The organism is Salinisphaera sp. T31B1, from assembly GCF_040361275.1.
Lineage (GTDB): Bacteria > Pseudomonadota > Gammaproteobacteria > Nevskiales > Salinisphaeraceae > Salinisphaera.
This window is the reverse complement of record NZ_APNH01000001.1, coordinates 404,845-431,711: the sequence shown is the minus strand read 5'-3', so window position 1 is coordinate 431,711 and position 26,867 is coordinate 404,845. Positions and strand designations below refer to the sequence as shown.

Annotated in this window: 28 protein-coding genes; 20 read left to right on the top strand and 8 right to left on the bottom strand. The window is 63.8% G+C overall.

What is annotated here, in order from left to right:
* Positions 1-15: 15 nt before the first annotated feature.
* The 3 genes from T31B1_RS01945 to T31B1_RS01935 form a co-directional block, all read right to left on the bottom strand.
* Positions 16-1,338 carry an NCS2 family permease gene (locus T31B1_RS01945; protein ID WP_353248726.1) on the bottom strand — a complete coding sequence of 441 codons (1,323 nt, stop codon included), beginning with the start codon at positions 1,336-1,338 and terminating at the stop codon, positions 16-18.
* Positions 1,339-1,437: 99 nt separating this feature from the next.
* Complete coding sequence (locus tag T31B1_RS01940) at positions 1,438-2,220, bottom strand: alpha/beta fold hydrolase (RefSeq protein WP_353247772.1); 783 nt, start codon at positions 2,218-2,220, stop codon at positions 1,438-1,440.
* Positions 2,221-2,261: 41 nt separating this feature from the next.
* Positions 2,262-4,073 (bottom strand): chloride channel protein, encoded by a 1,812-nt coding sequence (locus T31B1_RS01935; protein ID WP_353247771.1) that lies wholly within the window; start codon positions 4,071-4,073, stop codon positions 2,262-2,264.
* Between the two features lie 272 nt (positions 4,074-4,345).
* Between T31B1_RS01935 and T31B1_RS01930 the strand changes: the two genes are divergently transcribed.
* Positions 4,346-5,149, top strand: coding sequence for a YiiX/YebB-like N1pC/P60 family cysteine hydrolase (locus T31B1_RS01930; protein WP_353247770.1), 804 nt, complete (start codon positions 4,346-4,348; stop codon positions 5,147-5,149).
* A gap of 24 nt (positions 5,150-5,173) precedes the next feature.
* Here T31B1_RS01930 and T31B1_RS01925 read toward each other — a convergent pair whose 3' ends face one another.
* The gene (locus T31B1_RS01925) at positions 5,174-5,482 is read right to left on the bottom strand and encodes a carboxymuconolactone decarboxylase family protein (protein WP_353247769.1); all 309 of its coding nucleotides are present in this window, start codon (positions 5,480-5,482) and stop codon (positions 5,174-5,176) included.
* Between the two features lie 102 nt (positions 5,483-5,584).
* Positions 5,585-5,974 (bottom strand): YbaN family protein, encoded by a 390-nt coding sequence (locus T31B1_RS01920; protein ID WP_353247768.1) that lies wholly within the window; start codon positions 5,972-5,974, stop codon positions 5,585-5,587.
* A gap of 145 nt (positions 5,975-6,119) precedes the next feature.
* Between T31B1_RS01920 and T31B1_RS01915 the strand changes: the two genes are divergently transcribed.
* Together T31B1_RS01915 and T31B1_RS01910 are read left to right on the top strand one after the other, a co-directional pair.
* Positions 6,120-7,151, top strand: coding sequence for a YihY/virulence factor BrkB family protein (locus T31B1_RS01915; protein WP_353247767.1), 1,032 nt, complete (start codon positions 6,120-6,122; stop codon positions 7,149-7,151).
* Positions 7,148-8,101, top strand: a complete 954-nt coding sequence (locus tag T31B1_RS01910; protein WP_353247766.1) for an alpha/beta fold hydrolase — start codon at positions 7,148-7,150, stop codon at positions 8,099-8,101. The genes T31B1_RS01915 and T31B1_RS01910 overlap by 4 nt, the downstream gene beginning before the upstream one ends.
* A 32-nt stretch (positions 8,102-8,133) precedes the next feature.
* Here the strand turns inward: T31B1_RS01910 and T31B1_RS01905 are convergent, their stop codons facing one another.
* The 3 genes from T31B1_RS01905 to T31B1_RS01895 form a co-directional block, all read right to left on the bottom strand.
* The gene (locus T31B1_RS01905) at positions 8,134-9,399 is read right to left on the bottom strand and encodes an inorganic phosphate transporter (RefSeq protein WP_353247765.1); all 1,266 of its coding nucleotides are present in this window, start codon (positions 9,397-9,399) and stop codon (positions 8,134-8,136) included.
* Positions 9,400-9,469: 70 nt separating this feature from the next.
* The gene (locus tag T31B1_RS01900) at positions 9,470-10,156 is read right to left on the bottom strand and encodes a TIGR00153 family protein (protein ID WP_353248725.1); all 687 of its coding nucleotides are present in this window, start codon (positions 10,154-10,156) and stop codon (positions 9,470-9,472) included.
* Positions 10,157-10,256: 100 nt separating this feature from the next.
* Entirely contained in the window at positions 10,257-10,988 is a 732-nt protein-coding gene (locus tag T31B1_RS01895) for a GntR family transcriptional regulator (RefSeq protein ID WP_353247764.1), read from the bottom strand.
* A gap of 142 nt (positions 10,989-11,130) precedes the next feature.
* Here T31B1_RS01895 and T31B1_RS01890 point away from each other — a divergent pair, with 142 nt between their 5' ends.
* The 17 genes from T31B1_RS01890 to T31B1_RS01810 all read left to right on the top strand — a co-directional run bounded on the left by T31B1_RS01890 (position 11,131) and on the right by T31B1_RS01810 (position 26,829).
* Positions 11,131-11,415 (top strand): UxaA family hydrolase, encoded by a 285-nt coding sequence (locus T31B1_RS01890; RefSeq protein ID WP_353247763.1) that lies wholly within the window; start codon positions 11,131-11,133, stop codon positions 11,413-11,415.
* 2 nt (positions 11,416-11,417) lie between these two features.
* Positions 11,418-12,584 (top strand): UxaA family hydrolase, encoded by a 1,167-nt coding sequence (locus T31B1_RS01885; protein ID WP_353247762.1) that lies wholly within the window; start codon positions 11,418-11,420, stop codon positions 12,582-12,584.
* A gap of 103 nt (positions 12,585-12,687) precedes the next feature.
* Complete coding sequence (locus T31B1_RS01880; RefSeq protein WP_353247761.1) at positions 12,688-13,737, top strand: ABC transporter substrate-binding protein; 1,050 nt, start codon at positions 12,688-12,690, stop codon at positions 13,735-13,737.
* Between the two features lie 106 nt (positions 13,738-13,843).
* Entirely contained in the window at positions 13,844-14,680 is an 837-nt protein-coding gene (locus tag T31B1_RS01875; protein WP_353248724.1) for an ABC transporter ATP-binding protein, read from the top strand.
* Positions 14,670-15,572 carry an ABC transporter permease gene (locus T31B1_RS01870; protein ID WP_353247760.1) on the top strand — a complete coding sequence of 301 codons (903 nt, stop codon included), beginning with the start codon at positions 14,670-14,672 and terminating at the stop codon, positions 15,570-15,572. Before T31B1_RS01875 ends, T31B1_RS01870 begins: the two co-directional genes overlap by 11 nt.
* A 34-nt stretch (positions 15,573-15,606) precedes the next feature.
* Positions 15,607-16,368, top strand: a complete 762-nt coding sequence (locus T31B1_RS01865; protein ID WP_353247759.1) for a sulfite exporter TauE/SafE family protein — start codon at positions 15,607-15,609, stop codon at positions 16,366-16,368.
* On the top strand, positions 16,361-17,065 hold the full coding sequence (locus T31B1_RS01860) for a haloacid dehalogenase type II (protein ID WP_353247758.1): 705 nt from the start codon (positions 16,361-16,363) through the stop codon (positions 17,063-17,065). The genes T31B1_RS01865 and T31B1_RS01860 overlap by 8 nt, the downstream gene beginning before the upstream one ends.
* Positions 17,062-17,781, top strand: a complete 720-nt coding sequence (locus T31B1_RS01855; protein WP_353247757.1) for a succinate dehydrogenase/fumarate reductase iron-sulfur subunit — start codon at positions 17,062-17,064, stop codon at positions 17,779-17,781. Before T31B1_RS01860 ends, T31B1_RS01855 begins: the two co-directional genes overlap by 4 nt.
* Positions 17,782-17,804: 23 nt before the next feature.
* On the top strand, positions 17,805-18,134 hold the full coding sequence (locus tag T31B1_RS01850; RefSeq protein ID WP_353247756.1) for a succinate dehydrogenase/fumarate reductase transmembrane subunit: 330 nt from the start codon (positions 17,805-17,807) through the stop codon (positions 18,132-18,134).
* Positions 18,131-18,472 (top strand): succinate dehydrogenase/fumarate reductase transmembrane subunit, encoded by a 342-nt coding sequence (locus T31B1_RS01845; protein WP_353247755.1) that lies wholly within the window; start codon positions 18,131-18,133, stop codon positions 18,470-18,472. The genes T31B1_RS01850 and T31B1_RS01845 overlap by 4 nt, the downstream gene beginning before the upstream one ends.
* Before the next feature lie 10 nt (positions 18,473-18,482).
* Entirely contained in the window at positions 18,483-20,234 is a 1,752-nt protein-coding gene (locus tag T31B1_RS01840; protein ID WP_353247754.1) for an L-aspartate oxidase, read from the top strand.
* Positions 20,235-20,253: 19 nt separating this feature from the next.
* Positions 20,254-21,765, top strand: coding sequence for an argininosuccinate lyase (gene argH, locus T31B1_RS01835; RefSeq protein ID WP_353247753.1), 1,512 nt, complete (start codon positions 20,254-20,256; stop codon positions 21,763-21,765).
* A complete protein-coding gene (locus tag T31B1_RS01830) occupies positions 21,762-22,697 on the top strand; it encodes a hydroxyacid dehydrogenase (RefSeq protein WP_353247752.1) in 936 nt (311 codons plus the stop codon). The genes argH and T31B1_RS01830 overlap by 4 nt, the downstream gene beginning before the upstream one ends.
* Positions 22,694-23,707 (top strand): Ldh family oxidoreductase, encoded by a 1,014-nt coding sequence (locus tag T31B1_RS01825; protein ID WP_353247751.1) that lies wholly within the window; start codon positions 22,694-22,696, stop codon positions 23,705-23,707. Before T31B1_RS01830 ends, T31B1_RS01825 begins: the two co-directional genes overlap by 4 nt.
* Positions 23,708-23,791: 84 nt before the next feature.
* Positions 23,792-24,775: a Bug family tripartite tricarboxylate transporter substrate binding protein gene (locus T31B1_RS01820; RefSeq protein WP_353247750.1), complete on the top strand. Its 984-nt coding sequence runs from the start codon at positions 23,792-23,794 to the stop codon at positions 24,773-24,775.
* Between the two features lie 58 nt (positions 24,776-24,833).
* Positions 24,834-26,363, top strand: coding sequence for a tripartite tricarboxylate transporter permease (locus T31B1_RS01815; protein WP_353247749.1), 1,530 nt, complete (start codon positions 24,834-24,836; stop codon positions 26,361-26,363).
* Positions 26,344-26,829, top strand: a complete 486-nt coding sequence (locus tag T31B1_RS01810; protein WP_353247748.1) for a tripartite tricarboxylate transporter TctB family protein — start codon at positions 26,344-26,346, stop codon at positions 26,827-26,829. Before T31B1_RS01815 ends, T31B1_RS01810 begins: the two co-directional genes overlap by 20 nt.
* Positions 26,830-26,867 lie beyond the last annotated feature (38 nt).

Below are 26,867 nucleotides of genomic sequence, written 5' to 3'. Positions count from 1 at the left end.
GGCGACGGGACGCCGTTACAGGCGCAGGAACGCGAAATAGATCAAAAACACCACCGCCAGCGCGGCCATCAGCGGATGGATTTCGCGGCGGCGGCCGGCGGCGATCATGGTGATCGGATAGGCGATGAAACCGATCGCGATACCGGTGGCGATCGAATAGGTCAGCGGCATCAGCAGGGCGGTGAGAAACGCCGGTACCGCGATCTCGAAGCGCTCCCAGTCGACGTGGCGCAGCGAGGCGGCCATGAGCACGCCGACCACGATCAGCGCCGGCGAGGTCACGGCCTCGGTCACCACGGCCAGCAGCGGCGAAAAGAACAGCGCGGCGAGGAACAACAGCCCCACCACCACGGCGGTGAAGCCGCTGCGTCCGCCGGCGGCCACGCCCGAGGCGGATTCGATATAGGCCGTGGTCGACGAGGTGCCGATCAGGCCGCTGGCGGTGGTCGCCAGGGCGTCGGCGAACAGCGCACGGCCGGCTCGCGGCAGCTTGTTGTCGCGGATCAGTCCGGCCTGGCGGGCCACGCCCATGAGCGTGCCGGCGGAATCGAAGAAATCCACGAACAGCATGGTCGCGACCACCACCAGCATATGCGGGGTGAACACGTCGGGCAGATGGCTGATGGCCGCGCCTGCGACCGGGCCGATATCCGGCACTCGGCCTACGACGTGCTCGGGTAAGGCGATCTGACCGGTGGCCAGGCCCAGTATCGAGGTGGCGACCATGCCCACGAATATTGCACTGGTCAGACCCAGCGTCATCAGTACCACGGTCACGATCAGGCCGAAGATCGCCAGCAGGGTGTGCGGATCGGTCAACGGCGCCAGGCTCACCAGTACCGCGTCGTCATTGACGATGATGCCGGCGCTGGTCAGCCCGATGAAGGCGATGAACAACCCCACGCCGGCGGCCACGGCGTGTTTGAGATCGGCCGGAATGGCGTCGATGATCTTCTCGCGCAGTCTGGATACCGACAGCGCCATGAACACCACGCCGGAGACGAAGGTCCCGGCCAGCGCGGTCTGCCAGGGAATGCCCATGCCCAGCACCACGGAGAACGCGAAGAAGGCGTTCAGCCCCATGCCGGGCGCCTGAGCGATGGGAAAACGCGCCAGCAGACCCATGACCAGCGACCCGAAGGCCGCGGCAATGGCGGTGGCGGTGAACACGGCATCGCGCGGCATGCCCAGGCCGGCCGCATCGGGGACTGATGCCAGCGACAGCACCGCCGGGTTCACGAACAGGATATAGGCCATCGACAGGAAGGTCGTCAGCCCGGCGACCGTCTCGGTCCGGAAATCGGTGGCGAGCGTGTCGAATTCGAAATAGCGCGCGATGGCGTTCACGATGGCAATCCCCCGATTGCATGACGGCGTGGACGCCGACGATATCAAGAACCCTGCCCGGCCTGCGCGGACCCCCAGGCGGATCCGGCCTCAGAGCCCGGCCAGAAACGCTTCGATATGCGGATTGACCGCCTCGGCGTGGGTCAGATTGGCCGCGTGGCCGGCGCCTTCGATGGTCACGAACGTCGAACGAGGCAGCCGGTCGGCCATGTCCCGGGCACGCTCGAGGGTGATCGCGCGGTCATCGGTGCCGTGGATCACCAATGCCGGGATATCGATCTCGCCGAGCCGGTCGCTGATATCGTCGCGGGTGTCCAGCGTGTCGTACAGATAGTAGACGTTGTCGGCGGTGAAACCCCGCCACTTGTCCTGCCAGTAGGCGGTATCGGCAAAATCCTCGCCCAGAATGCGCTGTGCCGTGTTGTCGGCCATGGCATCGGTGAAGCCGTGCTCGCGCCACATCGCCAGGGTCTTCTGGTGGGTGTCGATACGCTCGGCGGGTTCGGGCCGGGCCTGCGTGTCGATGAGCACCAGAGCGGCGATGCGCTCGGGATGGGTCAAGGCGGCACGCAGCGACAGATAGCCGCCCTGGGACATGCCCACCCAGACGGCGGAGGGGATGTCCAGGGCATCCAGCAGCGCAGCCGCATCGTCGGCCGAGTCGTAGTAGGAAAAACGCGCCGTGGCCGGCCCGGTCTGTCCGTGGCCGCGTTCGTCCCAGGCAACACAGCGGTAGCGATCGGCCAGCGCGTCGATCTGCGGAGCGAACATCTCGTGATCCATGTGCAGACCGTGCGAGAACAGCAGCACCGGCTTGTCGCCACCGGTATCGGTATAGAACAGACGCTGGCCGTTGGCTTGGATATGCGGCATGACGATTCCTCGGTGAGTCGGGCCGACCGGGCGTCGGCGCCTCAGGTCGGTGTCGTGGTCTTCGGCTTGATCCGGCGACGCTCCATCTGGCGCGCCAGCCGGCTGGAACGGGCGACGTCCGACAGCGTGAGCACACCCTGGACCTCGCGCGGATGGGTCATGGAACCGTCCGCGGTCACCAGGGCCACCTCGCAGTTGGCCGCGCGCAGACGGCCGACGATATCGAAGATCATGTCGTCGGCGCCCACCACGATGTAGTCGGTCTCCATGTGTTCGTCGGCCCAGCTTCGGATCGCGCCGCGCCGGGTCAGCCGGTAGTGGCGACGTGAGGAGAAGATCGCCTGGATCTTGTGGTCGGCGTCCATGACCAGCACGTTCGGTGTCTGGCGCCCGAAGCGGCGAAAGCGCCGGCGGATCTCGGCCATGCCGCGGGTCGAGCCCACACGCACCACGCGCGGGTCGTAGAAGTCCGACGCCTTGCGCAGCATGAACAGGTTGGTTTCCAGCGAAGCCGGTACGGGATGATTGCGCTGGGACAGCTTGAAGGTATAGATCGTGTCCATCATGAAGAACTGACGCACGCCGTAGGCGATCGACACGATGATGATCATGGGAATGATCACGTGATAGTCGCGGGTCATCTCGAAGATGATCACGATGGCGGTGAGCGCGGCACCCGTGGAACTGGCCACCACTGCCGCCATGCCGAGCACGGCCATGGTCGCAACATCCAGATGGAACCAGGGCGCGACCTGCTGCATGCCCACAGCGAATGCACCGCCCAGCGTCGCGCCCAGATACAGCGCCGGCGAGAACACGCCGCCCGACGCCCCCGAGCCGATGGTCAGCGAGGTGGCCAGCAGTTTGGCAGCGAACAGCAGCAGCAACAGCCAGGGCGCGGTGAGCGTGTTTTCCAGAATATCCTGGATGGTCGCGTAGCCCACGCCTTCGACATAGTAATGGCCGGTGTAATACACGAACGCGTACATCATCAGCCCGACCAGCCCCATGCCGATGATATGGCGGCTGTAGTCGTTGCCCGGCATCTTTTCGAACAGGTCCTCGAACAGATAGATGCTGCGATTGAACACCAGCGCGGCCAGGCCCATCACCACGCCGAACAGCACGTAGACAATCAGCAGTTCCGGCGAACTGACGTCCAGCGCGTTGTTGGTCAGGGCCGGAATATCGAACGAGGGCGTATTGCCGAAGAGCATGCGGCCGACGAACGCGGCCGCCCCGGTTGCCAGTGCCACGGGGATGAGCGTGCGACCGCTGGTCTCCGGCAGGATGATCTCGATGGCGAACAGCAGCCCGCCCAGCGGCGCGTTGAAGGTTGCCGCGATGCCGGATGCCGCGCCGGCGGCGATGAGTGTGTTGCGCTGCCATTCGCGCACCAGCGTAAGTTGGCCCACGGTCGAGCCGAGCGCCGAGCCGATCTGGATGATCGGACCCTCGCGGCCCACGGCACCGCCGGTTGCGATCGAGATCGACGAAGCGAGCGCCTTGGTCGCCGCCACGCTGGGCCGTATCTTGCCGCTCTTGTAGTAGATCGCGTCGATCACCTCGGGCACGCCATGCCCCTTGGCTTCGGGGGCGAAGTTCTGTACCAGGAAGGTCACGGCCACCGCGCCCAGCATGGGCACGAGGATGATCCATGCGCCCCACGGGCTGGCCGCGGTATGCAGGTTGGCGTCGTAGACCAGCGAGAAATGGCCGAAGAAGGCGAGGTTGTGGAAAAACGAGATCAGGCCGCGAAAGATTGCCGCACCGTAGCCTGCTGCAATGCCGACGCCGATGGCGAGCAGGCTCAGCAGAAGACTGGAACGTTCGATGGTGCGCGCCCGGGCCACAGATATCCTTCGGTCGGACGCCAGGCGGGGCGGTATGCACAAGCGGTACGCCGGTCACCGCTGGGGCCGTCTGTGCGTGGCGTCGTGAACTACGGGCCGGGCAAGATGCCGAACAACCCGTGCAGGTCGCTGGAGTATACAGTAGATCGGCGGATATTTCGAAGAGATGACCGGGATGACGAAACAGCGTCGAAAGGCCGAACTCGGCGAGCGCATGGCCTGGCGACAGGCATGTGCAGGGCCACGGCCGCCGACGGCCAGGCGGATAGACGATGAGTGACGACGACACGGCCCAGCATCGGCTGATTGCGCCGGTGGTGGCCTGGCTGGCCGCCGATGCCCAGCCGCTGGGGCCGCCGCGTACCGACTTTGCGCGCTTTCGATCCCACCTGCGGCCGGCCGATGTCGTGCTGGTGGAAGGCCGCAGCCGGGTCTCCGCGGTCATTCAGAGCGTGACCCTCAGCGCCTGGACCCACGCGGCGCTGTGTGTCGGCCGCCTCGACGAGCTCGAGCACAGCCGCCACGCCCACACGGCGGCTTCCAAACTGCGCGCGGCGGGCGTGGACGGTAGGAGCATGATCGTGCTCGAGGCCGAACTCGGCCGCGGCGTGCATCTGTCGCCGATCGAGCGCTATGCCGACGAGCACCTGCGCCTGTGCCGGCCGCGCGAGCTCGACGATGCCGATGCGGGCCGCATCGTGGGGTTCGCCGTGGAGCATCTCGGCATGCCCTACAATGTGCGCCAGATCGCCGACCTGTTGCGCTTTTTCTTCCCCTACGGCCTGCTTCCGCGCCACTGGCGCTCGAGCCTGTTCGAGGCCGGCCATGGCGAAATGACCCGAGCGATCTGTTCGACGCTCATCGCCCGCGCGTTCGCCAGCGTGCGATATCCGATCCTGCCCACGATCCACCGCAGCGACAACGGCGAGATGGTCTTTCGTCGCCGCAACGCGCGCCTGATCACGCCCAAGGATTTCGACCACTCGCCGTATTTCGAGATCGTCAAATACCCGTTTTTCGGCGACGATGTCGCACGTTATCGCGAGCTCAACTGGCAGGGCGACACCCGGCCCTGATCGAGCCGGGCGCCCCTGCGGCGGCTATTTCTTGAACATGTGGGTGGCGTGGGTCACCGCACCGCCGGCGCGGATGGCGGCGGCGACCATGGCGGTCTCGGCCAGTTCGTCGTCACTGGCCCCGGCCTTGCGAGCGGCATCGGTATGCAGCTCGATGCAATAGGGGCACTGGGTGGTCAGTGCGGTGGCCAGGGCCAGCAGCTGCTTGGTCTTGGCGTCGATCGCGCCGGGTGCGAACGCGGCCTTGTCGAAAGCCCAGAAAGCCTTCATGCCGTCGCCGGCGTGTTCCTGCAGGGTGCCCAGACGGGACTCGAGATGCTCCAGATCGTACATGACGCCTCCGTTATCGTTTTCTGGTTGTCGCGCGCCGTTAGTCACGGCGCGTCTCGAGACTGCGCCGGCGGTTTTCGTGTCGTCAATACGCCGCGTGAGGGCTCAGTGCGTCCGGGGCTCGGCCCGTGTGGCGAGAAAAACAGCCACACCGCACAGACCGAGCGTGACCCCGATCGCCAGCGGCCGGTAGTCGATATGCCACCACACCAGCGCGGCGCTGGTGGCCAGCATGGCCAGGGCGACACACTTGCTGCGCCGCGAAATCGCCCGTTCGCGTTCCCAGTGCACGATTGCAGGCCCCGCGTAACGGTTCGCACGGATCCAGGCCGCGAACCGCGGCGAACCGCGCGAGGCGAGCGCGACCGCGGCGAGCATGAACGGCGTGGTCGGCAGCAGCGGCAAAAACACCCCGAGCACGCCGAGCGCGAACAGCAGCGCCGCGGCGACCACGAGCAGCCGCTGGCCGACGGTGGGCCGGCGTGGCGCCGTCATGCGGGCACCGTCGGCAGCGGGGACAAGCCGTGTACGGTCATGGGCGCATGCTACGCGCGGCCCGATAGCGATGTCATGCCGACGACGGCGTCAGGCATGTGTCGCTCTGCGTATACTCGGTTACGGTATTTTCAGGCGAGAACCGATGGTGCATCGACGCAACGCACAGAAACTCAGGCCCGGGGCGCAGATCCGTCACGACGGGCGCGGCCGTACGGCCCATACGCCGGTTCGTATCCCGCTCAAGGGTTGGCGTGATGTCTTCCTGCGCGTCTACCACGCCTTTGGCGACAACAACCTGTCGATTATTGCCGCGGGCGTGTCCTTCTACGGCCTACTGGCGATCTTTCCCGGCATTGCCGCATTCGTGGCCATCTACGGGTTGTTTCTGGATCCCTCCGGCGTGGTCGGTCAGATGGAACAGCTGCGTGGGATCGTGCCCGCGGACGTGATCAGCACGGTCACCGGCCAGATGACGCAGATCGCGGCCAAGCCGCAGACGTCGCTGGGCTTTGCTGCGCTGTTCACGCTGGCCCTGGCGTTGTGGAGCGCGCGCAAGGGCACGACCGCGCTGATGGTCGCGCTCAATGTGGTCTATGCCGAACGCGAGCGCCGCAATTTCTTCGTCCAGATCGCAGTATCGCTGGCCCTGACGCTTGCCATCATCGCCGGGCTGATCGCGATCGCCGTGCTCGCGGCCGGCGTGCCGCTGGTGCTGGCTGCGCTGAACTTTCCCGGCTGGGCGGTGGCCGTAGGGCGTGGCGTCGGCCTGGGCGGGGCCGCGCTGTTTCTCATGGCCGGCATCGCCGGGCTGTATCGCTATGCGCCCAGCCGGCGCGCGCCCAAGTGGCGATGGGTGATGGTCGGCGCGGTCATGGTGACCATCTTCTGGATTCTGGGCTCGCTTGCTTTCTCGGTCTATGTGGCGTTCTCGGGCTCCTACTCCGCCACTTATGGATCGCTGGGCGCGGTCGTGGTGGTACTGACCTGGCTCTACATCACCGTGCTGATCATGCTGGTCGGCGGCGAACTCAACGCCCAGCTGGAGTACCAGACCACCGAAGACACCACCACCAGCGGCAACCGGCCGATGGGCCAACGCGGGGCGTTCGTGGCCGACAACGTGGCCATGCGCGCCGAAGACATCGATTTCGACAAACAAGAAAAACCTGAATGAACACAGTCTGTACCGATCTCGAGCTCGTCAGCAGTGCGGCGCCGGACGAGCGTATCCATTTGCGCGAAAAAGCCGCGGGCGATGATCCATCCGCGAGCGGCCGGGCGATTCTGTTCGTCCACGGCGCGACGTACCCGGGCGTCATGTTCGACGTGCCGGGCGCCAGCTGGCTGGATCATGCGGTGGCCGACGGCTATAGCGCCTACGCGCTGGACGTGCGCGGCTATGGGCGCTCCACCCGGCCGGCGGCGCTTGACGCGCCCGCGCGCGACAACCCGCCGTTCGCGCGCGCCGAATCGGCCGTGGCCGATATTGCCGACTGTGTCGCAGCCATCCGCGAACGGACCGGGCTCGCGCGGATCGATATTGTCGGCTGGTCCTGGGGCACGATGACCGCCGGCCTATATGCCGCGGCAGGCCCGGGCACGGTCGACCGGCTGGTGCTGTTCGCGCCGGTGTACTGCCATGCACGGCCCGACCGGATTGCCGGGCTGGCCGATCGCGACGACCCGGCCCGGCTGCGTCCGCTGGGGGCCTATCGCACCGAAACACAGGCCCAGGCCCGCGAACGCTGGGACAGCGAAATCCTGGCCGATGATGCGAACCAGTGGCGCGACCCGGCCGTGCTGTCTGCGTGGTTCCAGGCGATGCTCGCCGACGAGCCGGGCGAGGCCGTACGTGCGCCCAACGGAGTGCTCGTGGATCTGTGGGAGGCGTTCAACGAACGGCCCCGCTATGACGCCGGCGCGATCGACATGCCGACGCTGGTGGTACGCGGGACCGATGATGCCACCGCCGTGCGCGCTGACGCGCTCGGCCTGTTCGATCGGCTGGGCAGCGCGCACAAGCAATATGCCGAAATCGGTCATGCCACGCATTTCGCCCTGCTCGAGCGACGCGCGCCGCAGTTGTTCGAGACGGTCGGCCGTTTCCTGAACGGGCAGCTGTAGCCGTCTCGAGACGCCGCCCCGGCAGCGGCGGACTAGACGAAAATCGAGCGCAGGATGAAGTAGAACACGGCCGTGAACAGCGCCGCACCCGGCAGGGTCAGCAGCCAGCCGGCGAACACGCCGCCCAGCACGGAGAGGTTGAGTGCGCGCATGCCGCGGGCCAGGCCGACGCCCAGCACCGCACCGACCAGCGTCTGGGTGGTGGACACCGGAATACCGAACCAGGTCGCCAGCACTACGGTGCTGGCGGCCGACAGCTCGGCCGAAAAGCCGCGTGTGGGCGTGAGTTCGGTGATGCCTGCGCCGATCGTCTTGATCACCCGATGCCCATAGGTTGCCAGCCCGACCACGATCCCGGCGCCGCCGAGGATGAGGATCCAGCCGGCCAGCTGCGATTCGTCGCCGATCTGGCCGGGGTTTTCGATCACGTTGACTACAGCGGCCACCGGCCCGATGGCGTTGGCGACGTCGTTGGAGCCATGAGCAAAGGCCATGGTCGCGGCGGTGAAGATCTGGGCATAGCCGAACACGCGCTCGACGTTGCGATAGCGGTCGCTGGCACGCGCTTCCGGGCTCAGATCGATCCGGCGCAGCAGTACGGTGGTGATCGCGGCCGCGATCAGGCCGATCCCCACCGCCAGCACCACGCTCACGCCGGTGGACAGCACCAGCCCGATATGTGAAAGCCCCTTGATGAGGGTGACCAGCGCGATGACGAGCGCGGCCAGGAACACATAGCCCGGCACATAACGGCGGGCGCCGACCGCCGGGTCCGGGTGGTTGAAGATCAGGTGGCGGATGGACTCGAACAGCAGGAACGCGATCAGCCCGGCGATGATTGGCGATACGATCCAGCTGGCCACGATCTTGACGATCTCGCCCCAGTTGATCGGGTCCGCGCCCAGCGACACCAGCGCAAACCCCATGATGCCGCCGATGATCGATTGCCCGGTGGATACCGGCATGCCGCGCAGCGAGGTCACCAGCAAGAACGTGCCGGCCCCCAGCAGGGCCGCAAGCATGCCGATCACCAGCAAATGTGGTTGATCGGCGAACAGTTCCGGATGAATCAGCCCCTTGCTGATCGTCTGGGTGACCTGACCGCCGGCCAGCCAGGCCCCCAGAAACTCGAAGATCCCGGCGATGATCACGGCTTGCCAGATGGTGATCGCGCCCGAGCCCACGGACGTGCCCATGGCATTGGCCACGTCGTTGGCGCCGATCCCCCAGGCCATGAAAAAGCCGAAAATGCACGCGAGGATCAGCAGCGTGTCCGCGTGTTGCGCGATGATCGCCATGGTCTTCCTGGTCGTCGGACGCGTCGGCGTCCCGAGGGGGTGCGGATTGTAGCGCCTGACGGCCCGGCTTTCAGCGCGCCATCATGATCTGCAGGCGGGCGCCCACGCGTTCGGCCCGGTCCGAGACCGTGCCGATCCAGTCGATGATCTGGTAGAGGAACATCACCTCCAGCGGCGGCAGCTCGGACTCCAGATCCAGCAGACGATGGCGGATCACGATCTGTTCTTCGTCGGCGCGCTTTTCGAGCTTGCCCAGTTCGACGACCATATCCTCGATCATCTCGGACACATTGCGGCCGAACCCGGATTCCAGCAGCTCGTCGAGTTCTTCGAGCACCTTGCGTGCCTGGTGAACGGCAGCAATGGTGACCTTCATGTAGTCGTTGATGCCCGGCAGCAGGGCGGGCGGAAACTGCATGTGCCGGCCGGTCATCAACCCGGCGATATCCTTGATCTTGTTGACGATCTTGTCCTGGGCCTCGATCAGCTCCAGCAGATCGGAACGCGAGATCGGCAGGAAGAGCGTGCTCGGCAGGTTCAGCCGGATCTGATCCTTCAGATCGTCGGCCTCGTGCTCGCAATCCGAGATCTCGTGATAGAGCGTCTCCGCCCGTGCCCAGTCGCCTTCCGAGCTGTAACGGAAGAATTCGGTGAGCAGATCCGCCCCGCGGTCGACCTGGCGGATGTGTTTGGTCAATGCCTCGAAGGGCGAACGGCCGAACAGGCGCGACAGCGGGCTGGTCTTGCTGGGATCCATCATGGGCTCCGGGCGGAATCTGGCTCAATTATAAAGGCAAAGCGATGAGCCACGGAGCCGGGATCGAGCACGGATCAGCCGTATCGCGGCTAGGCGAGTATCAATCGAGCTCGTTTAAATAGAAATGATGGGCAGTATCGCAGTAGCTCAGGCGCCATTCGACCGGGCGATTTTCGAGATTGAGCGCGCGTCGCTCGATCGCCAACAGAGGCGCGCCGGCTGATACCCCGAGCAGTTCGGCGTCGGTTTCGCTTGCCGCGGCCGCGCGCAGACGCTCGCTGGCGTGGGCGACCACCACGCCGTATTGCGTTTCGAAGAATTCGTAGAGGGTGTTGGGTACCTCTTCGAGCGCGCGTTCGGCCAGGCCTGGGAACATCGCCGTGGGTACGCTCAGTGACTCGCTGATCACCGGCCGTTGGTTGAGATCGCGAACCCGCCGAATTCGGGTCACGGATGCGCCGGCGGTCAGGTTGAGTGCGCGCCGTTCGCACGCGCTTGCTTCGCCTGTAGCACAGCTGAGCACCCGGCTGACCGGCAGTTCCCGGACGTTGTCATCGCTGAGTAGATGGAAGAACTGGAACAGCGAGCGTTGCTGGCTATGGCGTGCCGCGAACGTGCCACGGCCCTGCCTGCGCTCGACCATATGCTCGATTTCCAGTTCGTTGAGCGCCTTGCGCACCGTGCCTTGGCTGACGTTATACGCCTGCGCCAGCGCGATTTCGCTCGGTAGCGCGGTGCCCGGCGGCCACTCGTTGGCTGCCAGGCGACTCACCAGCAAAGTCTTGATTTGTTGATAAAGCGGTTGGTAATTCGGCGAAGCGGCATCGTTCATGGCCGGAAAATCCACGGTAAAGCGAGCGTCGAAAGCATATCCGAGTCCTGGTTATTTGACAGTCTTATATAAGACATATTACAACAATGACCGGCTGCAGATTGCACCGGAACTCGGATAAATCGAAGAGGAGAGACGGCACATGGAGACCCACTTCCTGGTCCACAACAAGGCCGACAAGGTCGGCGTTGTCGTGGTCGAAGGCATCAAGGCCGGGCAGACGCTGTCGGGTTGGATGATGGAGAACGACGAAACGATCGAACTCAAGGCCAATCACGACATTCCGATCGGCCACAAGATCGCGCTCGATGAAATCGGCGACGACGACACGATCATCGAGTACGAGCACGACATCGGCCGTGCCGTAGCCGCGATCGCCAAGGGCGACCACGTCCACGTCCACAACATCAAGACCAAGCGGTGGTAACCATGAGCAAACGCACATTTCTGGGCTACCGGCGCGAGAACGGCCGTGTCGGTATCCGCAATCACGTCATCATTCTGCCGCTGGACGACATATCCAATGCTTGCTGTGAGGCGGTGGCCAACAACATCAAGGGCACGATGGCGATTCCACATCCCTACGGACGCCTGCAATTCGGTGCCGATCTGGATCTGCATTTCCGGACCCTGATCGGCACCGGCGCCAATCCGAACGTCGCGGCCGTGGTGGTGATCGGCATCGAGCCGGGTTGGACGCAGCGGGTGGTCGACGGCATCGCGAAGACCGGCAAGCCCGTCGAGGGCTTCGCGATCGAACAGCATGGCGATATCAACACGATCTCCCGTGCTTCGTGGGCGGCAAAGAAATTCGTTCAGGACGCCTCGGAAAAGCAACGCGAGGAATGCGGTATCGATGAGCTGTGGATATCGACCAAGTGCGGCGAATCCGACACCACGTCGGGCCTGGCTTCCAACCCGACCGTGGGCAACCTGATGGACAAGCTCGTGCCCGAGGGTGCGACGCTGTGTTTCGGCGAGACATCCGAGCTGACCGGCTGTGAGACGGTCTGTGCCGAGCGTGCCGCCGACGAGGCGACCAAGAAGAAATTCTTGGACACCTGGGGCAGTTACAACGATTTCATCAATCGCCACAAGACTAACGATCTGTCCGAGTCGCAGCCGACCAAGGGCAACATCGAGGGCGGGCTGTCGACGATCGAGGAAAAGGCGTTCGGCAACTTCATGAAGATCGGCAACGACTCGAAGTATATCGATGTGCTGGAGCCGGCCGAAGAACCGTCGAAAGGGCCCGGTCTCTACTACATGGATACCTCGTCGGCCGCCGCCGAATGCGTGACGTTGATGTGTGCCGCGGGTTTCGTAGTCCATCTGTTCACCACCGGGCAGGGCAACATCATCGGGAATCCGGTCGAGCCCGTGGTGAAGTTGTCGGCCAATCCGCGGACGGTGCGCACCATGTCCGAGCATATCGATCTGGACGTATCCGGAATCCTGCGTCGCGAAATGGATTTCGATCAGGCAGGCGATGCCTTGATCGAATCCATGCTCGAGACCTGCAGTGGCCGGCTCACCTCGGCCGAAGCGCTTGGCCACCGTGAATTCGTGCTGACCAAGCTGTATCGGAGCGCATGACTTGGCACCGGCCTGGCGTCGGATTTTGATGACGTCAGGCCGGGATACCGGGGTATCACATAACTAGATAGCGGCCTCGAAGTCGCAACCGGAGGAGAAAGCCATGACCACGAATCGACGTTCACGAAAAATTGCTGTCCGGCCTTTACGGGTCGTCACCGTGCTACTGGCCGTCTTGCTTGCGAACGCATGGCTGACAGGTTGCTCGGGCGGGGAAAGCGAGACACCGACCATCCGTTTCTCTCAGCAGTACGGTGTCGGCTATCTCCCGTTGATGGTCATGCGCCATAACAAGATGGTCGAAGCCCAGGCCGCGGAGCGCGGTATCGATCAGGTCGACATCGAGTGGGTGACGCTGGGTGGCGGCGCATCGACCAGCGCCGCACTGTTGTCCGGCAACCTCGACTTCGCCGCCAGCGGCGTAGGCCCGATGATCAAGATGTGGGACAAAACCCGTGGTGCCCAGAACGTCAAGGCGCTGGGTGCGATCAACAGCATACCGATCGTGTTGACCACGTCCGATCCGGAAGTCCAGTCGATCGAGGACTTCAACAAGACCGATCGAATCGCGTTACCGGCAGTAAAGGTTTCCATTCAGGCGGTCACCTTGCAGATGGCAGCGGCCAAGCAGTGGGGAAACGACGCCTACGATCGGCTCGACGACCTGACGGTGTCGATGAAACATCCCGATGCGATGGCGGCGATGTTGAGCAACAGCGAAGTCAACGCGCATTTTGGCTCGCCTCCCTACTACCAGCAAGAGCTCGAACGTGACGGGATACACCAGGTTCTGACCTCCTACGACGTCCTGGGCGGCAAGTCGACCTTCAACACGTTATGGGCATCCGACAGTTTTCGTAACGACCATCCGAAACTGTTCGCCGCGGTATTCGCCGCGCTCAAGCAGGCGATGCAGTTCATCGCCGACAAGCCGCGTGAGGCGGCCAAGATCTATATCGCCGAAGCCAATTCGAAGCTACCGGAGGATCTGATTTTCCAGATCATCACCGATCCGGACATCGAGTTCACGACCACGCCCAAGAACGTCATGAAATACGCCCGGTTCATGCACCAGATCAAGTCGATCGACCACGAGGCCGGTTCGTGGAAAGACATGTTCTTCCCGGAGGTCGCCAACGAGCCGGGCAGCTGACGCAACTAAGTCACATCACAACGCGGGCCGGGCCTACAACAACAACAGCCTCGACCGCGGTAACGCCTGAAGCATTTCGGAGGAGATTCAGATGCTGACCAGTGCCATGAATGGCATCGACCCATCGGTGCCGTCTTCGACCCATGCCGCCGAGCCGTTGCTCGACGTGCGCGGCGTGACTCTGCAGTACAAGACCAAACGACAGATAGTGACCGCCAGCTATCAGGTCGACTTCCAGGTCCATCCGGGCGACCGTTTCGTTCTGCTCGGGCCCTCGGGCTGCGGCAAATCGACGTTGCTCAAAGGCGTAGGTGGCTTCATGTCTCCAGTCGAGGGCTCCATCAATCTCGGCGGAAAGCCCGTTCGGGGGCCCGGACCCGACCGGATGATGGTGTTTCAGGAGTTCGACCAGCTACTGCCCTGGAAGACGGTGCTGGAAAACGTCGTTTTCCCCATGATCAGCAGCGGCAAGTACGGCCGTAAAGAGGCCTTCGAACGCGGACGCCTGTATCTCGACAAGGTCAATCTCAGCAAGTTCTGCGAGGTTTATCCACACCAGTTGTCCGGCGGCATGAAACAGCGTGTGGCGATCGCACGCGGGATGGCCATGGGACCGGCGGTCCTTCTGATGGACGAGCCGTTCGCCGCGCTTGATGCGCTGACCCGCCTGAAGATGCAGGAGGAGCTGCTGCAACTCTGGGACGAGCTGCGCTTCACCGTACTGTTCGTAACGCATTCGATTCAGGAAGCTGTGATCATCGGCTCACGCATTCTGGTGCTCTCGCCCCATCCGGGCCAAGTACGTGCGGAGCTCAACGCCGAGCAGTTCAATCACGCCAATCAGGACTGCCCGGAGTTCCAGTCCTTGCAGCAGCGGATACACCACATGCTGTTTTCGGAGCAGGTCGAGGCCGAGCAGAAGGTCGAAGCTCATGGCGAATAATACGAGTGCTACCGGAACGCCTGCGCCGATCGAGCCACCGGTCAGAGCCGAGTTCGAGAGGCAGCCGCGGCCTGTCGGCGAGATCGGCGAGATCGCCAGAGATCTCAGCCTCTGGCAACGCGTACGAGACAATACGCTGGTCCGTAACCTGTTCATTCTACTGGTGCTTGCCGGCATCTGGCAGCTCTATACCGTATGGGCAAACAACCCGCTGCTGTTCCCGACATTCACGGCGACGATCAGTGCGTTATGGGACTCGGCAGTCCACGGGCCGCTCCTGTCGCGGGCTTGGAATTCGATCAGTGTGCTGCTCGTCGGTTACGGCGCCGGCGTAGCCCTTGCAACCGTGATGACCACATTCGCGGTCCTGACCCGGTTCGGCTCCGACCTGCTCGGCATTCTCACCGCGATGTTCAGTCCGCTTCCGGCGATCGCATTGCTGCCGCTGGCTTTGCTGTGGTTCGGGCTCGGCACCGGCAGCATCGTCTTCGTGCTAATTCACGCCGTGCTCTGGGCGGTGGCGCTGAACATGTTGTCCGGTTTCATTTCGGTGAGCGAGACATTGCGCATGGCGGGTCGCAACTATGGCCTGACCGGCTGGCGCTACGTGACCAAGCTGCTCATGCCCGCGGCGTTTCCGACCATTCTGTCCGGGTTGAAGATCGGCTGGATGTTCGCCTGGCGTACACAGATCGCCGCCGAACTGGTGTTCGGTGCCAATTCCAGTGGCGGCGGTATCGGCTGGTTCATCTTCGAAAACCGCAACGAGCTGCAGACCGACGCCGTGTTCGCCGGACTGCTGACGGTCATTCTGATCGGCCTGCTTGTAGAAGGCCTGATCTTTCGCACGATCGAGGTCAATACGGTGCGCAAGTGGGGGATGCAGCGGTGACTGTCTACCCGTGCCTGACACACGGAGCGGCGTGATGGATGTGGCGGGTTTGTCACCCGTATCCGCCACGATGCTCGTGGCCTTGGTGCTGCTGCTGGCCGCGACCGTCAAGGGCACCATCGGCATGGGCCTGCCGGTGGTCAGCATCGCCTTGCTGGGCAGTTTTCTAGATCCACATCAGATGCTTGCGCTGATGGTCGCGCCGGTGATCGTGTCCAATTTCTGGCAGGCGGTCAGCAGCGGTTATATCCGGACCGCGTGGCGCAACTTCTGGCCGTTGATCCTTTGCTTCTGTGTGGCCACCGCCGTGGGCGGCTGGCTGATGGCCAGCATCGATCCGTCGGTGCTGTTGCTGATACTGGGCGTGATCGCGATCGGCTTTGCGATCGTCAACGTCCTCAAGCCGACGTTACGGCTGCGGCCCCGGGATCGCGGCTGGGCCGGTCTGGTCGTGGGGAGCAGCGCCGGCGTGTTGAATGGCTTGTCGACCGTCAATGGGCCGCCGCTGCTGATGTATCTGGTGGCCTGCGATCTCGACAAGGATCAGTTCGTCGGTGCCTATGGCCTGATCGCGCTTGCGGGCTCGATCCCCTTGGCGATGTCCTATATGGCCACCGGCGTACTCGGCGCCACCGAGCTGATCTGGTCGTGCGCCGCGCTGTTGCCGGTGTTTGCCGGCCTGACGATCGGCCGGATCGTTCGAGGCTATATCGACGCGGTGCTGTTCCGACGCATCCTGCTGGGCGTGCTTGTCGTGCTCGGGATCAACCTCATCAGGCGAGGCATTCATGGCTGATTCGGTAATAGACCGGTGGGTGACATTCGACGTCTACTCGGCGTTGTTCGATTTCCGCGGTTCCTTGCTGCCAGCGCTGACGCAGGCACTGGACGGCGACGATCGGTCGCATGCGAAAGGGGTGCTCGAATGCTGGCGAACCCGACAGCTGGCGGTGGCCATGCACCACAGTATGCTGCAAAGAGGTCATCTGTCGTTTCGTCGCGCTACGGCGCTGGCGTTGGACTATGCGTTGGCCACGAATGCGATCGATCTGCCCCGGCGCGTGCGCCAATCGCTGGTTGATGCCTGGGACGAACTGTCGCCTTGGCCGGACGCGCCTGCGGCGCTGGCGAAGCTGCATGAGCAGGGTTACCGACTGGCGCTGCTGTCCAACGGCGATCAGGACATGCTGGAAGCCCTGGCCCGTCGGTTGCCGTTCATCGAGGCAGTGCTGTCGGCTGAGCGCGCCGGCGCCTACAAGCCGCATCCAAACGTGTACTGGCATGCGCTGCACACGCTGGATGTCCTGCCCGAGGCATTGATTCACGTGGCCGGCTCGTCGACCGATGTCATGGGTGCCCGCGCGGCCGGCCTGGCTTGTGCGTGGTCGAACCGGTTCGACGATCGCCTGGTCGAGCCGCGTTTCACGCCCGACTGGGTCGTTGCCGATCTGTCACAGCTGCCGGCCGTACTGGCCTACGGAGTCGTTTCATGAGCCATAAATTGACGGTTGCCGTCTGGAAAGGCGCCGACGAAGGACACTACGCAGAACACCGGGTACCCCAGCGGGCCAACCAGACCGTGTTGGACGTCGTCAGCTATATCCAGCGCGAGATCGACGAGACGCTGGCCTATCGTTTTGCCTGCCGGGTCGGCATGTGCGGTTCGTGCGCCATGCGCGTGAACGGGACCGCGCGTTGGACCTGCCGTACGCACGTGGACAAGGTGGCCGCCAACGGCCGGCTCGAGATCGCGCCGCTGGCGAATCTGCCGGTGATCAAGGACTTGGTCACCGACATGGCACCATTCTTCGACAAATGGCGGGATGCGGGCGGCACCTATGTAGGTTCCACAGAAGATAAAACCGCCGAGTTCGCCGTGGTCGAGCCGGACTCGCCCGCACGCCGGTTGGCCGATCAAGCCCAGGAATGTATCGGCTGCGGCGTGTGCTACAGCAGTTGCGATGTCGTCGCATGGAAGCCGGATTATCTCGGACCGGCCGCGCTCAACCGGGCTTGGGTACAGATGAACGACGAGCGCGATACCGGGCACACAGCGCGCCTACGCGCCGTCAGCGGCGACGCGGGCTGTCATGCCTGCCACAGCCAGCAGAGCTGCACGCTGCGCTGCCCGATGGAACTCGACCCGGCAAGCGCCATCGCTGGCCTCAAACGCATGAGCGTCGTCGCGGCTCTCAAGGGCAAGTTATGAACCGCTCCTCATCAATGCCCGCCATGACGGAATTATGGATATGGGTCGCCATGCGGCTCAGCTCGATGGTGCTGGCGCTGGCCGTTGTCGTTCATCTGGCCACGATGATCATCGTGGTGCAGGGCGGTCTGTCGGCCGACGAAATACTAGCGCGTACGCGTGGGTCGGTCGCCTGGTACGGGTTCTACGCGATCTTCATGGTCGCGGCGTCCGTCCACGGTGCCATCGGTTTGCGCAATATCGTCCGTGAACATACCCGTTGGCACGGGCGCAGCCTGGATCTGGTGGCCATCGGCTTTGCGGTCCTGTTGTTGGTGCTGGGCCTGCGTGCGTTGCAGGGGTTGTTCGCATGAGGGGCGGGCCGAGACAGCACCTGCCGTACTGGGGCTTCGCCGTTCACCGGATCTCCGGGCTGCTGCTGGCGCTGTTCCTGCCGGCGCATTTCTATGTATTGGGGCTGAGTCTGGCTGGGGCTGCCGAGCTCGATCACTTCCTGGCGTGGACAGAGCTGCCGCTGGTACGCGTGGCCGAGGGCGGACTGGTCGTGCTGCTGTCGGTCCATCTGGCCAGTGGTCTACGCATCCTGGCACTGGAAATGCTGGGCTGGCGAGCCGCGCAGAAGAATCTCGTCGCAGCAAGTTTCGCCCTGGCGCTGGCCTGCGGGCTCGGTTTCCTTTTGCGAGCGTTCTGAGGACAACGGCATGAAACAGATATGTACCGACATTCTCGTTCTGGGCAGTGGTGGGGCCGGACTACTGGCCGCCCTGCATGCCAAGCGGGCCGCGCCCGAGCTACGCGTGACCATCGCCGTTAAGGGGCTGCTCGGCAAATGCGGATGCACGCGCATGGTCCAGGGCGGCTACAACGTCGCCTTGGCGCCAACCGACTCCACCGAGCGCCACTTCATGGACACCATCAACGGTGGCAAGTGGCTCAACAACCAGGACGTGGCCTGGACGCTGGTCGAGCAGGCCCAGGTACGGATCCGGGAGCTAGAGAACGAATACGGCTGCTTTTTCGATCGTAACCCGGACGGAACCGTCCACCAGAAAGCGTTTGCCGGCCAGACTTTCGATCGTACGGTCCACCGCGGGGATCTCACCGGCATCGAAATCATCAGCCGTCTCGCCGAACAGACCTGGGCCACCGGTGTCGAGCGTTTGGAGGAGCATCGCGCGGTCGCGATCATCCCGACCGACGCCGGCGATGCGCTCGCTGGCGTCCTGATGATCGATATCCGCAGTGGCGAATACCTTCTCTGTCGCGCCAAGGCGGTCATGCTCGGCACGGGCGGCGGGCCGACCATGTACAAGTACCACACGCCGTCCGGCGATAAATCCTGCGATGGATTGGCGATGGCGCTGGAGGCCGGCCTGGCCCTGCGTGATATGGAGATGGTCCAGTTTCATCCCACCGGGCTGTTGGCCGGAGAGCACACCCGAATGACCGGTACGGTGCTCGAAGAGGGGCTGCGAGGTGCGGGCGGCTACCTGTTCAACGGCGACGGCGAACGCTTCATGGAGCGCTACGACGAACGCGGTGAGCGCGCTACCCGCGACATCGTGAGTCGGGGCATCTTCAGCGAGATAGGTGCCGGCCGCGCGACGCTCAACGGCGGCGCTTATATCTACATGGCGCATCTGGGGCCCGACAACGTGCGCCGGCAGTTCCGCGGCATGGTCAAACGCTGTGCCGATTGCGGCTTCGATCTGGCCGGTGAACGCGTCGAGGTGATCCCCACAGCGCATTACATGATGGGCGGCGTCGTCTTCGACGAACGCTGTTTCACCTCCTTGCCCGGGCTGTTCGTGGCTGGCGAGGATGCCGGCGGCGTGCATGGCGCAAACCGCCTCGGAGGCAACGGGGTGGCCAACTCGACCGTGTTCGGCGGCATCGCCGGCGACAGCATGGCCGCATGGATCGACCGTGCAGCGCCCTTGGCCGAGCCCGACCAGGCCGTCGTCGAGCGCGCCGTAGCCGCCTGCAACAGGCCGCTGCAACAGGCCAGCGTTGCCTTGCAGCCGATTCGCGAAGCGCTCTACGAGCTCATGTGGCACCAGGTCGGCATCGTGCGCAATCACGCCGATATGAGCGCGGCGCTCGATGAGCTGACGGCGCTGCGACAGCGCCTCCACGCCGGCGGTGTGGATGCGAGTACGCGCGCTTACAACGTCACATGGCACGACTGGCTGAATCTCGACAACCTCATCACGGTCAGCGAGGCGATCACCCGAGCTGCGCTGGCCCGCCCGGAATCCCGCGGCGCGCATTTTCGTGCCGATTATCCGCACATGCTCGAGGCCGAGGCGGCCAGTTACACCGTCGTTCGTGCCGAGGAAGGCGAACTGGTCACTGCCCGTGAGCCGGTCCGGCATACCCGGATCGCCCCGGGTCAGAGCCTGATCGAGGATAACGAAGTGCCGCCGCTTACCGCTGCGCCGGCCACCCAATAACTGTATCGGAGGACAGACCATGTCGGAAGATCGTCGTATTTCGCGGGAACGCCTTGAAGGCCATCCCGGCGAAATCTATACGCGGACCGTGCTCAAGCCGAGCTATGACTTCATGCTCGAACATTATTTCGACGGGCTTATTCAGGCGAATAAAGCCTGGACCGTCATGCTCGCCGAGCAGCAAATTATTCCCGAGGCGACCGCGGCCGGTCTTCTGGAAGCCATTGAGGGGCTGGCCACCGATGGACGTCAGGGCATGGGTGAGTTCGATCCGCAGGTGGAATACTTTTATTCGACCATGGAGCGGTATCTGACCGCACAAGTGGGAGAGACCGTAGCCGGCGATATCAATATCGGCCGAACCCGTCCTGAGCCGCTGGTGCGCATCGTCATGCGCGATCGGTTGATCGGGGTCGCGCGTTTGTCACTGTCGTTACGCAATCAGCTGCTTGAACTGGCAGTGGCGCATCGAGATACGGTGATGCCGCTGGGTACCCACATGCAGCATGCCCAGATCGTCACGCTCGGGCACTATCTGGTCGGGCTGGTGAATGCCCTGGAGCGCGATCTCGATCGATTGCTGGCGGCCTGGCACCGCTGCAACTACTGCACGCTGGGCTGCGGCGCCCTGGCCGGATCGTCCTACGCGATCGACCGCGACCGGGTCGCCACGTTGCTGGGCTTCGAAGGCCTGATCGAAAACACCAACGACTGCGTCGGCGCCGGCGACTACATGCTCGAATCCGTGGCGGCACTGGCCAATCTGATGACCACGGTCAGCCGACTTTGTCAGGACTTCTATACTTGGCATACCCAGGAATTCGGTTATATCAGTATCGGCGATGACTATTCGGGGTCGTCGAGCATGATGCCGCAGAAGAAGAACCCGTACCCGTTCGAATACGCACGTTTTGCGGCGACCCACGTCATCGGCGACATGAGCGGGACGTTCGCGAGCCTGCATAACGTCAACTACCAGGACACCAAGGACGTCGAGGAAGGGCTTGCGCCGCCGGTGTTCCACGCCCTCGACGAAACCGGACGGATCTTGGAGTTGCTGACCGGCGTGTTTTCGACGGTCAGGGTCGATGCCGAACTCATGAAGCGACAGGCCGCTCGGCATTTTGCCAGCTGTACCGAACTCGCGGCGGTCATCCATCGCAACTCGGAGCTATCGTTTCGTACCGCGCACCGTATCGTCGGCAATCTGGTTTTGCGTGCGCTTCAGCAGGGCAAGGACGCGACCGAGGTCGATGCCGCGCTGGTCAACGAATCCGCACGAGAGATCTACGGACAGGACCTGCCGATTGACGATGCCATGGTACGTGGCGCGCTCGATCCCGAGAGTTTCGTTCAGGTACATACCGTCGCCGGCGGCCCGGCTAAACGGCCGATGGAGCAGGCACTGGCCCGGGCGCGTGCCCGGCTGGACGACGATCGCAGCCGTATCGACTCGCTGACCGAAGCGCTGGATATGGCCGATCGCGAACTCGAGGCGGCGGTGAGTCAATGGCGGGATGGTGCCGCATGAGCGATATCGTGATCACCGAATTCATGGATGACACGCCCGTGGCGGATCTGCGGGCTCGTCATTCGGTATGTTTCGACCCGGGCCTGGTCGACGACCGGAAAGCGCTGCTCGAAGCCGTCGCGCCGGCGGTTGCAATCATCGTGCGTAACCGCACCCAGGTCGACGCCGAGCTGCTGGACGCAGCGCCGGCGCTGCGGGTGGTGGGTCGTCTCGGCGTGGGGCTGGACAATATCGACCTGGACGCCTGCCAGCGGCGCGGCATTCGCGTGTTGCCGGCCACCGGGGCCAACGACGTCGCGGTCGCCGAATACGTGATTTGCGCGGCGTTGATGCTGCGTCGCGCCGCATATACGGCCAGTGCCCAGGTCGCCGCGGGTGCCTGGCCGCGCGCCGAGCTGATCGGCCATGAAGTCGCCGGCCATACGCTCGGGCTTGTCGGTTTTGGCGGCATCGCCCGTCGGGTCGCCGTACGTGCAGCCGCACTGGGGATGACGATCGTCGCTCACGATCCGATGCTGGCCGCAGACGACCCATGCTGGGCAGCCCATGCCGTCACGCCGGTGTCGTTCGACGATTTGCTGGCCGAGGCCGATGTGATCAGCCTGCATGTGCCGCTGGTCGAGACCACGCGTCATCTGATCGACGAACACGCCATCGGCCGGATGAAATCTACCGCGGTGGTCATCAACAGCGCCCGTGGTGGCGTCATAGACGATGCCGCGTTGGCGGCGGCGCTGAGGACCGGCCGAATCGCCGGTGCTGCGATCGATGTGTTCGAAGACGAACCGTTGCCGGCCGATTCGGTGTATGGCGGCTTCGATAATGTGCTGCTCACTCCGCATATCGCCGGGGTTACCGTGCAGGCCAACCAACGCGTCAGCCGGGTCACGGTCGATAACGTGCTCGGCGCGCTCGACGAGGTCCGGCCATGACCCGCCAGACGATCGAACAGGCGCGCAAGCTGGCCGTATCGGTACTCTGCAACAGCAACGTCAGCCAAACAAACGCCGAGGCCGTGGCAAGCGCGCTGGTCGCAGCCGAGGCCGACGGCCTGGCCTCGCACGGTCTGGCCCGCTTGATCGCATATGCCGACCAGGCCGCGTCCGGCAAGGTCGACGGTGAGGCCAAGCCGCGTATACGCGACCAGGCCGCGGCCGCCCTGGCCGTGGACGCGGGACACGGGTTTGCGTTCCCGGCAATTCGCTATGGATTGGAACAAGCCGTTGCCAGGGCTCGCAGCGCCGGCAGCTGCGTGGTGGGTATCAGTCATTCTCACCACGCCGGTGTGCTGGGGCATCACGTCGAAGCCGTGGCCGAACAGGGGCTGGTCGCGCTCGGCTTTTCCAATTCACCGGCGGCGATGGCGCCCTGGGGGGGCCGTGAAGGGGTGTTCGGAACCAATCCGATCGCGTTCGCGAGTCCGCGGACGTCGGGCCCCCCGTTGGTGATCGACCTGTCGTTGAGCCATGTCGCGCGTGGAAAGGTCATGCTTGCCAAGCAGCGTGGCGAAGCCATTCCCGAAGGCTGGGCGCTGGATGCCGAAGGCCGGTCGACGACAGACCCCGATGCTGCACTGGTCGGCACGATGGTCCCGCTCGGCGGGGCCAAAGGTGCTGCGTTGGCCTTGATGGTCGAGATCCTTTCTGCCTCGTTGACCGGCTCGAACCACGGTTTTGAGGCGAGTTCGTTCTTCGACCCGAAGGGGGCGCCGCCGGGCATCGGCCAGAGTTTCGTGCTGATCGACCCCCAGCGTCTGGCCGGGCCGGATTTTCTGGCTCGCCTCGATGTGCTGCTCGAGGCTATCGAAGGCCAGCCGGATACGCGCCTGCCGGGCCAGCGGCGTTATCGGTTGCGCGCCAAGGCGGCCAGCGACGGTATCGACATCAACGATTCGTTATTCGCGGATATCAGAAAGCGTGTGGCGAATTCCCCAGCGCACTGACAACAACAAACTCGGTCGCCCGCCATGGCACGACGGTCGTGGCGGGCCGCCCGATACGACAACGATTCGAAAGGAGGAGAACCGATGACAACGCGAACCAGAAAACGTGTGATCCATGCGCTGAGTGCGGCGCTGGCTGTATGGACTATTGCCGGTGTCGGGATCGCATCGGCGGCGGATGCGGCCGACTACCCAAGCCGGCCGGTGCACTACGTCATCCCGTTCGGGCCGGGCGGCGAGTCGGATATCACGGCGCGCCTGCAGCAGCCGATCTTTCAGAAGATCACCGGTCAGGACATGATCGTCGAGTACAAGCCCGGCGGGGGCGGCGCCGTGGGCTGGTCGCAGCTCAATTCGAGCAAGGGCGACGGCTACACGATCATGGGCACGAATCTGCCCCATATCATCGTCAAGCCATTGATGGGGAACGTCGGTTTCAAGACCGACGATATCACCAACGTGTTCATGTTCCAGTACACGCCGGATGCGATCGTGGTCAACAAGGACAGCGAGTTCAAGACACTGGACGACCTCATCGCCTATGCGAAGGAAAACCCCGGCCGGCTGACGCTGTCCGGATCGGGTAGCGGCACGGCCAATCATATGGCCAACGTACGGTTCAACAAGATGACCGGCACGACCACGACCTATATTCCCTTCAAGGGCACCGGCGCGGCCTATACCGCGATGCGAGGAGGCCAGGTCAAGGCCGAGTGGGGCTACAGCACGGTCGCGGCCAACCATCCCGATGAAGTCCGTCTGCTGGCGGTCGCCACTGACGAACGCATGCCGCTGTTCCCCGATGTGCCGACGTTCAAGGAGAAAGGGATCGACATGGTGGGCGGTGCGTACCGGGGCATCGCGGTGCCCAAGTCCACGCCTGAGCCGATTCGTCAGAAACTGTCGGATCTGATCGGCCAGGTCAACGCCACCGATCAGTTCAAGCAGGAAATGGATGATCGCGGGTTCGTGCGCTTGAACGTGCCCTACGGCGAAATCGACAAGTTCATGACCGAAAAGACCGAGGTCTATACCGAACTGGCGACCGAAGCGGGCCTGATCAAGTAGTACGGCGAGTGGCGCCCGGCCCCGTGCAGGGCGCTGCCGCGGTCCCCGGAGACCTTGCATGTTTCATGTCGAGAGTATTTTCGGCGCGCTGACGCCGTTCAATCTGTTGATGGCCGTGGTGGGTGTCACCGCCGGTACCGTGCTCGGCGCGATCCCCGGCCTGACCGCGACCATGGCGATCGCGGTACTCGTGCCGTTGACGTTTTCGATGGAGCCGACGTCGGCGCTGTTGCTGATGGGCGCGATCTATACCGGGGCCATCTACGGCGGCGCCTATGCGGCGATCCTGCTTAATACGCCGGGTACGCCTTCAGCCATCGCGACGACGTTCGACGGCTTTCCCATGGCCAAGCAAGGCGACGGCGATCTGGCGGTTACCATCGCCTGTCTATCGAGCGTGATCGGCGGGCTGGTGGGGGCCGCAGCGCTTTTGTTCCTTGCGCCGCCGCTGGCCAACGTCGCCCTGGCGTTCGGCCCGGTCGAATACTTCTGGCTGGCTATCTTCGGGCTGACGCTGATTTCGGCCATTTCGGCCGGTCAGCTGACCAAGGGGCTAATCGGCGCATCGTTCGGTCTGGTGTTGTCCTGCGTGGGCGTGGCGCCGATCAGCGGCGCGCCGCGTTTCACGTTCGAGTCGACCACGCTGCTGGGCGGAATCGACGTGGTGTCGGGGCTGATCGGGCTCTACTGTATTCCGGTACTCATCGATCTCGTGGCACGGCCCGAGCGCCATCTCGAAATCCAGGGCGAGAGCCGGGGTTATCGCCTGGTCGAAGCGGTCCGCTCCTGTGTAGTCAACTGGATCAATCTGATCCGTTCGTCGCTGATTGGCGCATTCGTGGGAATTCTGCCCGGGGCGGGCGGTTCGATCGCCGGCCTGGTGGCCTACTCCGAGGCGCGACGTAACTCACGCCAGCCGGAGCGCTACGGCCAGGGTGAGCCGCGTGGGCTGCAGGCCAGTGAGTCGGCCAATAACGCAACAGTCGGCGGCGGCATGATCCCTACGCTCGTACTGGGCATTCCCGGCACGCCCCCGGATGCGGTCATTCTGGGAGCGCTCATGGTGCAGGGCATCCAGACCGGGCCGGCGATGTTCCAGTCAGGCGGCGACAGCGTGGTCTATACCTTCATCTACGGATTGTTCATCGCCACGTTACTGATGCTGCCCATCGGGTTGTTGATCGGTCGTTATGCGTTCAAATCCATCGTCACCTTCCCCAAGGCCGTTCTGGTGCCGATCGTCGCATTTATGACCATTCTCGGCGCCTATGCGATACGCAATTCGCTGGCCGACGCCGTCATCATGATCGTGCTCGGCGTGATCGGCTGGTTTCTCAACCGGCTCGGCTTCAAGCCGTCGCCCATCGTGCTCGGCCTGATTCTGGGGCCCATTGCCGAACAGGGCTTTGTCCAGGGTTGGATGATCGGGGGCGCGACGGGCGATCCACTGTCGATCTTCCTGTCTGGGCCGCTGGCGATCACCATCGTTGTGCTGATCGCGTTGTCGCTGTTCTATCCGCTCATCGCAGCACGCTTGCGTGCCACCCCGTCGATAGGAGATGCCCGTGATGGCTCGCACACCGGATGAAGATCGCCACGACGTGCGTGGCACCCTCGGGGGCGTACTGTTTATCGCAGTCGGTCTGATCGGATGGTGGGACCTACGCGATGTGCCCGACGGCCCGGCGGTGGTTTTTCCGCATACCGTGCTGGGACTGATGATGGCGTTCAGCGGGCTGCTGATCGTGCGGAATCTCGTGGGGCTTGCCTCGCCCGAGTCGCGTGCCGCGCCGGGCTCGGTCAGCCGGCGGGTGGGGCTGATCGTGGCCATGGTGCTGGGCACGTTGGCGATGCCATTCATCGGCTTCGTGCTCGCAGGCTTGGTCAGCTATCTGGCGATCATGAGTGTTGCCATGTATGAACGCTGGACCTGGTCACGCTGCGCGGTCTATCCGTTGGCGGGCTTCATTGTCGTGCTGGGTTTCTACTTCGTCTTTCAAGGATTTTTCCAGGTACCGCTGCCCGACGCCAGTCTGTTCGTCCTCCCTTTCTAGGGTGGGTGGCCGAGCCGCGTCGGTAGACACTTTCGGGG